The organism is Exobacillus caeni (assembly GCF_005747095.1).
GTDB lineage: Bacteria > Bacillota > Bacilli > Bacillales > Guptibacillaceae > Exobacillus > Exobacillus caeni.
Genome location: NZ_SWLG01000001.1, coordinates 369,124 through 383,727 on the forward strand (window position 1 = coordinate 369,124; position 14,604 = coordinate 383,727).

General features: G+C 40.0%; 12 protein-coding genes and 1 other annotated feature (1 of these 13 only partly in view). Of the genes, 8 read left to right on the top strand and 4 right to left on the bottom strand.

Annotation, left to right across the window (positions count from 1 at the left end):
* The first annotated feature begins 23 nt into the window (after positions 1–23).
* From FCL54_RS01855 to ccpA, 7 genes are all read left to right on the top strand, one after another.
* A complete protein-coding gene (locus tag FCL54_RS01855; protein ID WP_138122566.1) occupies positions 24–689 on the top strand; it encodes a hypothetical protein in 666 nt (221 codons plus the stop codon).
* A 348-nt stretch (positions 690–1,037) separates the two neighbouring features.
* Positions 1,038–2,342: a UDP-N-acetylmuramate--L-alanine ligase gene (gene murC / locus FCL54_RS01860; protein WP_138122568.1), complete on the top strand. Its 1,305-nt coding sequence runs from the start codon at positions 1,038–1,040 to the stop codon at positions 2,340–2,342.
* Positions 2,343–2,681: 339 nt separating this feature from the next.
* Positions 2,682–3,116, top strand: coding sequence for a DUF948 domain-containing protein (locus FCL54_RS01865; RefSeq protein WP_138122570.1), 435 nt, complete (start codon positions 2,682–2,684; stop codon positions 3,114–3,116).
* 19 nt (positions 3,117–3,135) lie between these two features.
* Positions 3,136–3,579, top strand: coding sequence for a YtxH domain-containing protein (locus FCL54_RS01870; RefSeq protein ID WP_138122572.1), 444 nt, complete (start codon positions 3,136–3,138; stop codon positions 3,577–3,579).
* A gap of 117 nt (positions 3,580–3,696) precedes the next feature.
* On the top strand, positions 3,697–4,029 hold the full coding sequence (gene ytxJ, locus FCL54_RS01875) for a bacillithiol system redox-active protein YtxJ (RefSeq protein WP_138122574.1): 333 nt from the start codon (positions 3,697–3,699) through the stop codon (positions 4,027–4,029).
* A gap of 188 nt (positions 4,030–4,217) precedes the next feature.
* A complete protein-coding gene (locus FCL54_RS01880; protein WP_138122576.1) occupies positions 4,218–5,324 on the top strand; it encodes a bifunctional 3-deoxy-7-phosphoheptulonate synthase/chorismate mutase in 1,107 nt (368 codons plus the stop codon).
* Positions 5,325–5,630: 306 nt separating this feature from the next.
* The gene (ccpA, locus tag FCL54_RS01885) at positions 5,631–6,632 is read left to right on the top strand and encodes a catabolite control protein A (protein WP_138122578.1); all 1,002 of its coding nucleotides are present in this window, start codon (positions 5,631–5,633) and stop codon (positions 6,630–6,632) included.
* A gap of 135 nt (positions 6,633–6,767) precedes the next feature.
* Here ccpA and FCL54_RS01890 read toward each other — a convergent pair whose 3' ends face one another.
* The 3 genes from FCL54_RS01890 to FCL54_RS01900 are packed head-to-tail and all read right to left on the bottom strand — an operon-like array spanning position 6,768 to position 9,250.
* Entirely contained in the window at positions 6,768–7,940 is a 1,173-nt protein-coding gene (locus FCL54_RS01890; RefSeq protein ID WP_246055106.1) for an acetoin utilization protein AcuC, read from the bottom strand.
* Positions 7,937–8,581, bottom strand: coding sequence for an acetoin utilization AcuB family protein (locus FCL54_RS01895; protein WP_138122582.1), 645 nt, complete (start codon positions 8,579–8,581; stop codon positions 7,937–7,939). Before FCL54_RS01895 ends, FCL54_RS01890 begins: the two co-directional genes overlap by 4 nt.
* A gap of 36 nt (positions 8,582–8,617) precedes the next feature.
* Positions 8,618–9,250: a GNAT family N-acetyltransferase gene (locus tag FCL54_RS01900; protein WP_138122584.1), complete on the bottom strand. Its 633-nt coding sequence runs from the start codon at positions 9,248–9,250 to the stop codon at positions 8,618–8,620.
* A 164-nt stretch (positions 9,251–9,414) separates the two neighbouring features.
* On the opposite strand from FCL54_RS01900, the gene acsA reads away from it, so the two are divergent.
* Positions 9,415–11,130 carry an acetate--CoA ligase gene (gene acsA, locus FCL54_RS01905; RefSeq protein WP_138122586.1) on the top strand — a complete coding sequence of 572 codons (1,716 nt, stop codon included), beginning with the start codon at positions 9,415–9,417 and terminating at the stop codon, positions 11,128–11,130.
* Positions 11,131–11,270: 140 nt separating this feature from the next.
* On the opposite strand, the gene FCL54_RS01910 is transcribed toward acsA, so the two are convergent.
* Positions 11,271–14,285, bottom strand: a complete 3,015-nt coding sequence (locus tag FCL54_RS01910; RefSeq protein ID WP_138122588.1) for a transglycosylase domain-containing protein — start codon at positions 14,283–14,285, stop codon at positions 11,271–11,273.
* 130 nt (positions 14,286–14,415) lie between these two features.
* Positions 14,416–14,604: a binding site (T-box leader), on the top strand; it runs 36 nt beyond the window's last position.

The following is a 14,604-nucleotide window of genomic DNA, read 5'->3' on the forward strand; positions in this document are numbered from 1 at the left end:
GAAAGCTGGTGGAGGTGACCGGTTTGGAGCAGCAAGATATTATAGACATCGAAAGTTTGCGCAGACAAAAACAAAGAGCTTTCGATAGTGCTCTCGAATCCCTTTACTCGCATTATTTTAGTTACTTAGAAAGAAATGCTAACATCAGAGAAAAAGTTAGAGCGAAGCATATTTTTAAAAGTGCGGTCGGGATTAAGGAAGAAGAGTTTGATAAAGAACTAGATGAACACTTTAATCATTGGTTTGCTTTCGATTACCGCAATATTCAGGGCACCAACATGTTTGATCTTTTCTTTAAACAAAAGAAAAATACACTTACTCAGCCAATGCTGGTTTTAAGCGCGTTGCTGATGGCGACGGTACTGGAACCTTTTAAAGTAAAAGAAAAGAAGTCATCAAGGGAAATAAAAGTCAAAAGCCTGATTACAGAGCAAGTGGAGACGATCGATTCTTTTTGTTATTCATTTAAGAACATCCAGAGAGACCAAATTGTTTTGTTACGAAAAATAAAATCCGGATTTCGATATGTAACGCTGAGTCCTCCTGTAGGTATTACCGAAGAAAAAAATCCTGATTTAGAAAGAATCATACAACAAGAATATGGTTCTTTTAAAGAACAGTATCCAACCGCAACTGCAGTAGGTTTTCTAAAATCAAATACGTTGAAATTTCTTTCTCAAGTATTCTGACAGGGCCATCTGTCAGTTTTTCTTTCTTTTAATAAGGGAAAGACTGATATTGCAAAAATAAATCTGTGGTACAATTTGGATAGAATAGCAAAAAAATCACATATTAGAAATAAGACTTTCGTTTTTACGGTGCTGGATTTGAAGGTTTAGCTGTCCTTATGCAAAAATCAAAATGAAGCAAGTATAAGTTCTTTATAGAGTGATTTCAGGATTTTTGCTATAATGGATGAATGAGTGATTTTGGATTCGGGTTTAAAAATGAGCACCGAAGAGAATTTATCATATAATGAGGTAAGAATAGGCTAAACATCGTATAGAACATAGAAATGAAACGTGGAGGTTCATCTTATGACAACATACCATTTTGTGGGGATAAAAGGTTCTGGAATGAGCGCGCTTGCGTTAATCCTTCATGACATGGATTATAACGTTCAGGGGTCAGATGTTGAAAAACGTTTTTTTACACAAGAAGCGCTTGAAAACAGAAGGATATCCATTTTCCCTTTTGATAAAAAGAACATCAACGAAAATCAAGTAGTTATCGCGGGAAATGCATTCAACGATGACAATGAAGAAATAGCATACGCAAGAGAAATAGGAGTCCCGGTCTATCGATACCATGAATTTTTGGGAAACTTTATTCAAAACTTTACTAGTATTGCTGTAACCGGTTCACACGGAAAAACATCAACCACAGGTCTTCTTGCGCACGTGCTAAGTGAAGCAGAACCAACTTCATTTTTAATTGGGGATGGTTCAGGTAAAGGAGAGAAAGGAAGCGAGTATTTCGTTTTTGAAGCGTGTGAATACCGCAGGCATTTCCTTGCATACAAGCCTGACTATGCGATCATGACGAATATTGATTTTGACCACCCTGATTACTTTAAAGATGTCGATGATGTTTTTTCGGCCTTTCAGGACATGGCAATGTTAGTGAAAAAAGGAATAATAGCCTATGGGGATGACCCTTACTTACAAAAGATCCAGGCAAATGTGCCTGTCGTATTTTACGGTCTTGATGACCAAAATGATTTTCAAGCTGCTAATATTAAGAAGGAAACGACTGGAACAACATTTGACGTATATGTAAGAAATACTTTTTATCGCACTTTTACTATTCCATCTTATGGACTGCATAACGTATTAAATGCTCTTTCAGTTGTAGCCCTTTGCCACTACGAAAATATTCCTGGGGAGATCATTGAAGAACATCTGGCTTCTTTTAATGGTGTAAAGCGGCGTTTTTCTGAAAAAACATTCGGTAGCCAGGTGTTGATTGATGATTATGCACACCATCCAACAGAAATCAAAGCAACCATTGAGGCTGCACAACAAAAGTATCCTGAACGGGAAGTGGTCGCGATTTTTCAGCCGCATACTTTCACAAGAACGAAGACATTCCTTGATGAGTTTGCAGAAAGCTTGAGGGAAGCGGATTCCGTATACTTATGTGATATCTTTGGTTCTGCAAGAGAAGCAGACGGGGCACTGAAGATCGATGATTTAATCAGCAAAATACCAAATGCAAAACTGATCACAGAGGATGCGATCAATGTGCTTGCCAAGCATTCAAAAGGCGTTCTCCTATTCATGGGAGCGGGTGATATACAGAAATTCCAGCAAGCGTATGAACAGCAAAAAAGCGTTTCATGAAAAAGGAGGAATGGAGTCTTTCCATTCCTTCTTTTTTGCCATATAGGAAGGTACCACTTCTTAGCAAAGGAGAATGCTGAACGTCGTTGAAAAGTTAAAGTTTTCTTTATATCCGTTATGTAATTGTGAAAGTTTTTAGAAAAGCACATTTTACAAAAGGAGTTTAAAGCAAATGTGTAGAATGAAATTAAGAGTGAATTTAATTTAGTAAAAAATACCTGTTGAGATTAGAAAAGTTTTCAATCAATGGATGAAAAGCATACTTGAGAGAAACACTAATTCATGGGTTTATTCAAGTTTTAACAGGGAAAAGAAGTGTTATAAGGAGGTGTTCGCAATTTGGAAATCATCTTGTATTTAAGCGTCGCTATTATTGCGGTGGCATTTGCAATTCTCGTCTATTTTGTTGCCCAAACACTCAACTCTTTGAGAGACACCCTTCAAAATACTGCACAGACGATGGATAGTTTAGAAAAGCAGTTAAATGGCATCACTGCCGAAACCACTGCCCTGCTACATAAAACCAATGTACTGGCTGAGGATGTCCAAAAGAAATCTGAAGCCCTAAACACCGTGTTTGATCAGGTTAAGGACGTTGGACAATCAGTCGGCAAAATGAATCAATCCATAAAAAACATTACTGAAAAAGTTTCTGTTGAAGCAGAACGGCAATCCGACCAGGTGACCCGTGTTGTTCAATGGGGAAATGCGGCAATGCAACTATGGCAAAAGTGGCAGGTTAAGAAAAAAGCCACTGACCAATATATTGACTAAACTTAAGGAGGTAATTTAGATGAGTGAAAACAACCAAAACAATATTAACACAAAGGATTTCTTAATCGGATCGTTAATCGGGGGAATTGTAGGGGCCGCTACTGCTCTGCTAATGGCTCCCAAATCTGGAAAAGAACTTAGAAGCGATATAAATGAACAAGCAAGCGTAGTAAAAGATAAGACCATGCAATTTAGGGAAACTGCTATGGAAAAAGGTACAGAGTTTGCAAACCGTGCAAAGGATAAGTCTTCTTCCGTTTATAAGCAAGTTTCAGATCAATCTTCTAATGTGATTAACAAAATTAAGGAAACTCGCGATAACATGAAAAATAATGCAGACAGTGAAGATTCATACGATGAGATGTTAGATCAGGCTGATCAGGATGTTGAAAAGTTTCAGGAAGATCTTGGCCGTGATTTAACAGAGGATAATAACGAATATGTAAATGCACCGGATAAATAGGAAGCAAAATTTTTGGCCTGATAGGAGGAGGGGAGGGAAACCTTTTCTTCTCCTATTTTTTTAATCCCAATTCTATTTAGAACTAAAAGGTATTAAACAAGGAACGGAGTTGATCGTATGTCATTAATAAAATTAGAGAACATGAATGAACTTGAAAATTTGCTCGATACGAATAAGATGTTTTTCTTTTTAAAAAATAGCTTAACATGTCCCATCAGTTCCAGTGCATATGAAGAGTTTCTTAAGTACGAAGCTGATCATGATGGGGACTTTTATTATTTAAATGTCCAGGAAGCGAGAGAATTTTCAAACAGTATTGCTGAAAAATACGGAATCAAGCATGAGAGCCCTCAAGTGCTTTTGTTTAAAGACAACGAGGTAGTCTGGAACGACTCCCACTGGGGAGTTACTTACAGTGCCTTATCAGATGCGGAAAAACAGTATCGGTAAAGTTAGATGTTGCATATGATAATAGAACCATTTTAATTAAGGCAGCTGAATAGCTGTCTTTTTTTCAGAGGATACTTTAACGCTTAAAAGCGTTTAATTATAAAAGAAAAAGTTCGTGACATTTATCTTTTTATCCGATATAATAGTCTGCAACAAAACTTTAAAGAATAAAAAAAGGGGTGGAGAGATTGGCAAACGTCCAGATAGAAGAGCTTAGAAAGAAGTTAGATGAGATTAATGATAATCTACTTGATTTGATCAATGAAAGAGCTGAGATTGTACAACAGATAGGAAGAGTGAAAAAGACACAGGGAATGAACCGGTTCGATCCTGTTAGAGAGAGAAAGATGCTGGATATGATTTCTGAAAAGAATGAAGGACCTTTTGAAACATCGACTCTGCAGCATATTTTCAAAGAAATTTTCAAAGCCAGCTTAGAACTTCAGGAAGACGATCACCGCAAAGCCTTATTAGTTTCAAGAAAAAGACAGCCTGAGAACACCGTTTTTGATATTAACGGGGAAACCATAGGAAGAAGCGGAACACAAACTTTCATTGCAGGGCCCTGTGCAGTTGAAAGCTATGAGCAGGTCGCAGAAGTAGCGAAGGCAGTGAAAAAACAGGGATTAAAGCTGTTAAGGGGCGGAGCGTTCAAGCCTCGTACTTCTCCATATGATTTCCAGGGACTCGGCGAAGAAGGATTGAAAATCTTGAAAAAAGTTGCAGATGAATATGATCTTGCTGTCATTAGTGAGATCGTAAATCCTGCAGACATAGAAAAAGCGGTCGATTATATTGATGTTATCCAGATCGGTGCACGTAATATGCAAAACTTTGAGCTGCTTAAAGCTGCTGGGTCTGTAGATAAGCCTGTATTGCTCAAACGAGGGCTTTCAGCAACCATCCAGGAATTTATTAATGCAGCCGAGTATATTGTCTCAAGAGGAAACAATCGAGTAATCCTTTGTGAACGCGGTATTAGGACTTATGAAAAAGCAACTAGAAACACCCTTGATATTACTTCCGTTCCGATTTTAAAGCAAGAAACACATCTTCCTGTCTTTGTAGATGTTACACATTCCACCGGCAGACGTGATTTATTGTTGCCTGCCGCAAAAGCAGGTCTTGCAATTGGAGCAGATGGCATCATGGTTGAAGTACATCCGGATCCTGCTGTAGCATTATCAGATTCGGCACAGCAACTTGATATCAATCAGTTCAACAAGTTTATGGATGAAATAAAAAACAGTGGATTATATAATAAAACAGATAAAACTTCACCTTCTACTATTTAAGTAGAAGGTTTTTTTCTGCTGTCATGTGTTTTACCTCTTTTCTGTCAGGAAACGGATTAAGGCATATTCTAGCCTGTTAGGGGTCTTAAGGTGGGTTTAAACATATAAATTATGTTATCTTATGGAAGGATGCCTTTTAAACAGGCTACATTAGGGGAATAATAGCAGCTAGTATAGAATTTGTATTTATTGTGAAGGATTAGAGCAATCATCTTCATTATTATTGCGTCTCAATTAAATGTATCGTATGATTAACATTAATATAAAGGTGCAACCACTTGCATAGACGGAAAAAGGAGGATTATGGTGAATACGACAATTTATGATGTTGCCAAAGAAGCGAGTGTTTCCATGGCTACGGTTTCTCGAGTCGTTAATGGAAATCCAAATGTTAAACCGGCAACAAGAAAAAAAGTATTAGAAGCAATCGAACGATTGGGTTATCGACCAAATGCTGTAGCAAGAGGACTGGCCAGCAAAAAAACAACGACAGTTGGTGTTATCATCCCCGATATTTCAAGCATCTTTTTTGCAGAACTTGCAAGGGGTATTGAGGATATCGCAACGATGTACAAGTATAACATCATTCTAAGCAATTCAGACCAGAATAAAGAAAAAGAAATCCATCTTTTAAATACACTTTTAGGCAAGCAGGTGGATGGAATTGTATTCATGGGAGGAAAAGTAACGGAGGAACACATTGAAGAATTTAAACGTGCTCCGGTGCCTATTGTTTTAGCAGCTACCATGGATGAAAACAGAGAAATTCCCTCTGTAAATATTGATTATGAACAAGCAGTCTACGATGCTATCTCACACCTTATCGAAAAGGGGCATAAAAAGATTGGTTTTGTTACTGGTCCACTGGAAGACCCGATTAACGGAGAACAAAAGTTTGTAGGTTATCGCAGGGCGCATGAGGATGCTGGCCTAAAGATTAATGAAAATTATGTCTCCGTTGCAGATTATACGTATGATTCCGGCATGGAGGCTATGGATAACTTCCTTGGATTAGATGACCGCCCGACCGCAGTATTTGTAGGGACAGATGAAATGGCCCTGGGAGTAATCCATGCTGTACAGGATAAAGGTTTAAGTGTACCTGAGGATTTCGAAGTGATTGGTTTTGACAATACACGCCTTGCAACAATGGTTCGCCCAACACTGTCAACGGTTGTACAGCCAATGTATGATATTGGGGCAGTTGCTATGCGACTGTTAACAAAGTATATGAACAAAGAAAGTGTAGAAGATTCAACGGTTGTTTTACCTCATCGTATCCAATTTAGGGATTCGACTAAGGAATAGCTTAACAGCCTGACTGCTTTTTCTCCTTGAATGCTGCCAGGCCATTTCTACATAGAGAAGATAACGGCAACAAAAAAATGATTTTAAATAAAAAACGAGCCGAAGGGCTCGTTTTTTTACGTCTCATAGAAAACGTTAAAATGAAGCATTTTTGTGTGAACGAATTTGATAAAGCGCTTTGGTTAAGGTCTGGTAGTTTTTTTCAGTGATTTCCTGCTTTCGCGGAATAGCTGGATAAAGGTTTTCAGGATCTTCCCATGAAGGAGACAGGGTAAGTGGTGCCTGCTTCTGCCAGCGGTCGAGCCAATTCTTCGGAAGATTCCCAGAGACATGCTTTTGTTTCATTTCGAGCCAGATTAAAGCCCATGCTCTTGGTACAACACGCCAGATATCATATCCTCCGCCGCCAACGGCTATCCATCTTCCATCACAATATTTATGGGCAAGCTCATGGGCAACTTTAGGCACAAAACGGTAGCTTTCCATCGATACTGACAGATGGGTCAGAGGATCATAATAGTGGGCATCAGCCCCATTTTGCGTAAGAATAACGTCTGGCTTAAAGTACTCTGCTACTTCATGTATAGCAGTTTCGTAAACTTTCATCCACGATTCATCTTCCGTAAAGGCATCTACGGGCACGTTAAATGAAAAACCGTAGCCTTTTCCCTGTCCTTTTTCTGTGATATTTCCTGTTCCTGGAAACAAATAACGCCCTGTTTCATGAATAGAAAGCGTACAAACATCCGGGTCTTCGTAAAATGCCCATTGAACGCCATCGCCATGATGTGCGTCTGTATCTACATAAAGCACCCTTGCACCATATTTCTTTCTCATATATTCAATAGCGATCGAGCTGTCATTATAGATGCAAAAACCGGAAGCCTTTCCTCTGAAGCCATGGTGCAGCCCCCCGCCAAGATTCAGCGCATGGTTTGCTTTTCCTTCCATCACATAATCTACGGCAGTGAGTGTTCCGCCAACCATCAGGGCACTTGCTTCATGCATATTAGAAAAAACAGGTGTATCTTCTGTTCCCAATCCATAATTTGATGCAATATGTTCGGGCAGTTCCCCTTGGCCAGCCTTTTTAACAGCTTCAATATAAGCGGTATCATGTATAAGAGCAATATCCTCATCTGACGCCAGACGAGGCGAAACGATTTCTTCATCATCCAAACAGTCGAGTTCCTTTAACAGCTCATAGGTAAGTTGTATTCTGATTTGGTTAAACGGATGCTGATCATGGAATTTATATTGTAATAATTCGGGTGAGTAAATAAAAACAGCATCTTGTTTCTTAGTCATTCTGTCACACCTGGCATGTTCGGCCATAGCACTTTATGGCCGTGATCCGTTATATCCTGGATAATGCCCATTGGATTCATCGTCTGCACCCGAAAGACAAGATTCTTATATTTATCATCATTGTTTGGATAAACTAAAACACTTATAATGTTTACCTTTCTTTTGCTGATAATGGAAGTTATTTCAGCCAGCTTCCCTGAAACATTTTCGACCTGTATTTCAATATGTGAACTCGGTTGATGGGCGCCTGTCAAAAGGATCAGGGTATGAAGCATATCTGATTCCGTGACGATCCCTACTACTCTTCCTTTTTCAACGATCGGCACACACCCGATTCGCTGCTCATAAAAAACAGCTGAAATTTCTTCAACAAAGTCAAGAGGATGTGCAGTTATAACGTCTGGTTCCATGATAGAAGATACCGGAGAATCTAAAAGGGCTTTATCGGGATCGAGATCCAGGGTGGAAGGACTGGCATCTCGTACATCCCGGTCTGAAATAATGCCGACAAGTTCTTCTTCTTTATTCACAATGGGAATATGCCTGATTTTTTGCCTGTTCAGTAATGTTAGTGCATCAGCAATCGTTTGGTCAGCATACATAGTATGGACATTTCGGTTCATTATTTCTTCGATTATCATAAAAGTACCTCCTTGAAAAAGGTTGCTTCCTGGGCATTAATACATAAAACGGTTTTGAAAACGAAGCCGATCAAAAGCCTGGATCGAATCATTGCCTACTCTTTTGCCGATTCGGGCCATCAAACAGTTAGCGGGATGGGAACTGATCTCGGGGTCATCGGTCGCATACCATTCAAGACCGCCTGCATTCATCATCTTCTCCATCACTTTCCGGTAATCCCACACTGAAAGTCTTGTTCCTTTTAAATCCCAGTGCCAATAATATTCAGTTGTTATGACGATATAATCCTCCATAGCGTCATCCATGAAGGAAACTTTTAAAAGATTTTTGCCAACCTTAAAGTTTCTGTATTTTGGAATGACTTCTATCGCTCCTAGTTCAAGAAGGTCTTCCATGTTACCCTGAGACCAGCGCTCAAGAGGGTCAGGATAAAGAAAGGTGACATATCCCACGATAGTTTCTCTTTCTCGTGCAACAATAATTCTTCCTTCCGGCAGGCCTGCGATGCCTACAAGCGCTTTATGTTGTTGTTCTGGCGGACGAAAAGCCACCAGGTCTTTATGTAAAGTGTAGTTTGATAAACGATCTTGTGATATAGGACCTTCAATAATTAAATTCCCATGTGGAGTCTTTAGTTCAATCGCATTATATATTTTTTTATGTTCCATTAAGCCACCACCTTTAATAGTCTTTCATTCCTATTATACATTAAGAAAGCATAATGTAAGGGGTTACATTTTAAAAATTCTAGTCTTTTGCGAGTTGTTTTAAAATTGAGAATAGATGCAAATATGTTATAATAATTTTAACAAATGAAGAAGGAGGAGTACTAATGGATGTGAAACCGCTTCCTGTATTACAAGGTAACCATAATCTTCAAGACTATAATTCTACATATGAAAATTTTGACTGGTCTGAAGTAGAAAAGAATTTCAGCTGGTATAACACCGGTCGAGTTAATATGGCATATGAAGCTATTGACCGTCATGCTGAATCTGAGAGGAAAAATAAAGTAGCATTATATTTTTCAGACAAGGAAAGAAATGAAAAGTATACGTATAAAGAAATGAAAGAATGCACGAACAAAGCAGGTAACGTATTTAAGAACATTAATGTTGAAAAAGGGGACAGAGTCTTTATCTTTATGCCTCGTTCTCCTGAACTTTATTTCGTCCTTCTTGGAGCTATTAAGCTTGGCGCAATCGTCGGCCCATTATTCGAAGCATTCATGGAAGGAGCAGTCCGTGACCGTCTCGAAGACAGCGAGGCAAAGGTTCTTGTTACAACTCCTGAACTGCTGGAAAGGGTTCCTGTTGATGAACTTCCTGCTTTGGAGCATGTTGTTCTGGTCGGTGATGATGTAAAAGAAGAAGGTCCGTATATCGATTTCTATAAGCATTATGAAAATGCCAGCAAAAAGCTCGAGATTGAATGGGTAGACCGGGAAGATGGAATGATTCTTCATTATACTTCTGGATCAACAGGCAAGCCAAAAGGCGTTTTGCATGTGCATAACGCAATGATACAGCACTATCAAACTGCTAAATGGGTGTTAGATTTAAAAGAGGATGATGTTTACTGGTGTACGGCTGACCCTGGGTGGGTAACAGGTACTTCTTATGGTGTATTCGCTCCATTGCTCGTTGGAGCATCCAATGTCATCAGGGGAGGGCGCTTCAGTCCGGAAGACTGGTACCAGACGATTGAAGATTATGCCGTGACCGTATGGTACAGTGCTCCTACAGCATTCCGCATGCTGATGGGTGCTGGTGATGAAATCATCAAGAAGTATGATTTATCTTCCCTTAGACATGTTTTAAGTGTAGGTGAACCTCTTAACCCTGAAGTTATCCGCTGGGGAATGAAAGTCCTTAACCTGCGTATCCATGACAACTGGTGGATGACTGAGACAGGTGCCCAGCTGATCAGTAACTATCCTTCTATGGAAATCAAGCCTGGATCAATGGGGAAACCTATTCCTGGAGTTAAAGCGGCTATTGTAGATGATCAGGGAAATGAGCTTCCTCCTAACAGAATGGGGAACCTTGCGATTAAAAAAGGCTGGCCATCTATGATGAGAGCAATCTGGAACCGGCCTGAAAAATACGAATCATACTTTATGCCTGGAGAGTGGTATGTATCTGGTGATTCTGCATATATGGACGAAGAAGGGTACTTCTGGTTCCAGGGCCGTGTAGACGATGTTATCATGACATCCGGTGAAAGAGTGGGGCCATTCGAAGTGGAAAGTAAGCTAGTAGAACATCCCGCTGTGGCAGAAGCCGGGGTTATTGGAAAGCCAGACCCGGTACGAGGTGAAATCATTAAGGCGTTCGTAGCATTGCGTGAAGGTTATGAACCGAATGATGATCTTCGTGATGAAATTCGGACGTTTGTTAAGAAGGGGCTTGCTGCACATGCCGCTCCAAGAGAAATTGAGTTTAGAGATAAACTTCCGAAAACAAGAAGTGGTAAGATCATGAGAAGGGTGTTAAAAGCATGGGAGCTTGACCTTCCAACTGGAGACCTATCCACAATGGAAGATTAATAGAAAGAGGGGACTGGCGTTGTAACGCCAGTCCCCATTATTATACTGAAAGCAAAAACTCAGTTTCGCTTAAGCTGTAAGATTAACCAAAGATAGACATCAAAAAGGGCTGGCACTTTTGTGTCAGCCCTTTACTAATTTTATTCTGTACTGCTGTCACCGTTTCCCTGCGAGGTTCCTGTGCTATCTCCGGATCCGTCTCCGTTATTGCCTCCATCACCTGGATTTTCAGGATCAGGTTCATCAGGTTTAGGTTCGTCAGGTTTATCAGGTTTAGGTTTGTCTGGTTTATCAGGTTTATTTGGTTTTGGTTCCGGTTTATCGGACCAATCACCTGTCACTACTTTAGCCGAAGGACTTGATTCATTGCCGGCAACATCAACTGCTGTTACATAGTAAGCATAAGCGCCTGAAGGAATATTGAAGGACACTGCATCAGATCCTTTAACACTTCCTATCTTAGAAAACTTATTGCTGCCGTTAGGTGCCCGATAAATGCGATATCCAACTATGTCGCTTTCTCGATGATTACTCCATGTCAGAGCTGATCCGGAAGCAGAAACACCTGTCACTGCCCCAGGCTTCTTGCCGTTCTCCTTCGCTTTGTCACCCTGGGCTGCAATATTCAGGCCATCAAGCTTTCCTTTCAATAGCTTTCCTAAGTCTACTCCATCAAAGAAATCTTCTTTAATCATAACGCCCCTGGTTACGAACTCATCAGGAGTCGACTCGAGGGCTTCATATGTTTTGCCATTCATAAGAACATAGCGACCCTTTGTTAAGCTGTCATCGACTTTAGAAGGTACATATTTTACATTGAATAGATCTGTTTCGACAAGGCCTGCTTCCTGGCAAAGCTGGGATGGCAGCTGTCCTGAAATACCACAGAATGAGCGCCTCACGATTCCTTTTGGCATTGCAAAACGTTCTTCAGGATCCATTAACTCCGGTCTTTTATCGTATGCTGCATTAGCAAACAAAGCCCAGAGATTTTGGTTTCGAGTCGAATAGGAGTGGTCCATACTCATTTGTTTATCATAACCAGTCCAGACTCCCAATGACACATTTGGATTCACAGCAACGAACCATGCATCACGATATTGCTGCCCCGTACCGGTTTTTCCTGCCCAGTCAGCGGAAAATTTCAGCTTTCCTGGAACACGTGCAGCTGTACCGCTGTTCACTACGTCCCTCATCATATCGATGGTCAAGTAAGCAGTTTGCGGTGAAAAGACGTCCACTGGCTTGGGTTTCTGCCCAACTACAACATTTCCATCTTTATCAACAATCTTCTCGATCATATACGCATCGACGAATTTACCGCCGTTTGCAAAAGTGCCAAAGGCGTTCGTGTTTTCCTCTATGGTTACACCACGCTGCAGGGCTCCTATTGCCATTGAAGCATTCGTACGGTCTTCAAGAGTCAGGGAACTAAAACCCATCTTTAATAAATAGTTAGTTGCCTGTACATGATCAAGCTTTGAATATACCCTTACAGCAGGTACGTTATACGAATATTTCAGTGCTCTTCTTGCTGTTACTAATCCATGATAAGACTGGGTGTAGTTCCCCGGATTGTACCCGTTTTCGATGGGAACATCCGGAATAATGTATCCTGGCTGGACTTTTCCTAGCTCCATAGCAGGTGCATAATCCAGTAACGGCTTCATTGTGGAACCATTTGAACGGTAGGCCTGGGTAGCATGGTTCAAAGCTTGTTCCTTATAATCCCGTCCACCAATAAAACTGATAATCTTTCCAGTTTTATTCTCGATTAAAATACTCCCTACCTGCATTGGGAATTCTTTTTGTTCCATTTCACCGGTTTCATAGTTCTTAACCTGTGCGGTTTTGGGACTTTGGAAATAAGAGTTATCCTCGAGGACCTTATCTTTAGCTGCATTCATTGCATCATAAACGCCCTGGTCGATCGTAGTATAAATTTTATATCCATTTTTTCTAAGCTCTACTTCAGCATTTGAGAGAAACTCACTGAATAAGCTCGAGTTCTTTTCGATTTCATCCCAGTTAAGATCCATTTTTTCTGCGATTTCATACGGCGTTTTCCCATGGATATTTGCATCGTAAGAGATTCTATTGTACTGGTTAATACTATCTGCTAGTTTTTTGCCATCGTAACCGGCTTTATTAGCCAGTTCTGTTGCAAGAAGGGTTTTGGCTCTGTCTTCGATTTCAAATGTTAAATAAGGATACTTTTCTGTCGGTGCCTGTGTAGGCTTTGCCAGATTTTTACGTATATCATATTTTATGGCTGTGTTGTATTCTTCCTCTGTAATGGAGCCTTCTGTATACATTCGGTATAATACAAACTTCATCCGGTTAATGCCCGGTTCAAGCTCTTCCTTTACTTCACCGCTGTTTGTAAAAGGAGTGTAAGAATACGGGTTCTTTGGAAGACCAGCAATAAATGCTGCCTGCGGCAGGCTTAAGTCTTTTGCATCTACTCCGAATATGCCCTTTGCAGCTGTTTGGACTCCTGCTATATTTCTTCCACCAGCATTACGCCCGAACGGAACAACATTTAAATAAGCTTCAAGTATTTCATCTTTTTTAAAGAAATTTTCAAGTCTCATCGCCAGCAAAATTTCTTTTGCTTTACGTTCAAAAGATACCTCACGAGTCAGAATCTGGTTTTTAACTAATTGTTGTGTTAATGTACTTCCACCAGAACGATCATCAGAGTTTGCGAGCTCCTGCAAAATGGCCCTTGCGATAGCTTTCGGCACAACTCCATCATGCTCGTAAAAATACTCATCTTCAGTAGAAACAACAGCTTGAACAAGATAAGGTGAAACGTCCTTAAGATCTACTTCTTTCCGTTCAAGATCAGACCGAAAGTTTCCAAGAAGTTTATTGTCTGCGAAATAAATCTCACTTGTCTCTTCATAGTTGTATACATCTTTTTTCATTTCTGCGTAAGTTCTGATCGGTTCATCTTTAACGAGAGAAGCAAAATATCCTGCACCTACTCCTCCTGCAAAAAAGCCGCCCATTAAACCGAATATAAGAAAGATAAGAAAAAGATTCCAGACCACTTTGGAACTTATACGGAACCCTTTAAAGATTCCATATTCTTCTAATCTATTGGTGAGCGCTTTCCATTTTTCAGAAACGGCAGTTAAAAATTCACGCATTCATGATACCCCCTAAATTTATCTTATATATTATAGCACATCTTGTAGATTTATGTATAAACCTTCCATAGTACGTTGACACTATTGGATAGGTGTGTTAATAATCTATTATAGATTTCTATATATAAGATTAACTGCAAAGATAGGATTCAGTAATGTTTTTCTCCCTGTTATAGAGAGCTGATGGCTGGTGGAAATCAGTACAAAGAGAAGCATGAATTACCTCCTTGAGCTTCTGTCGAGAACAGCCTTTGTGCTAAGTAGCGGCAGACGGTAACTGGACCGTTATTCCGATAAGTGGGAGAATGAAACATGTTCT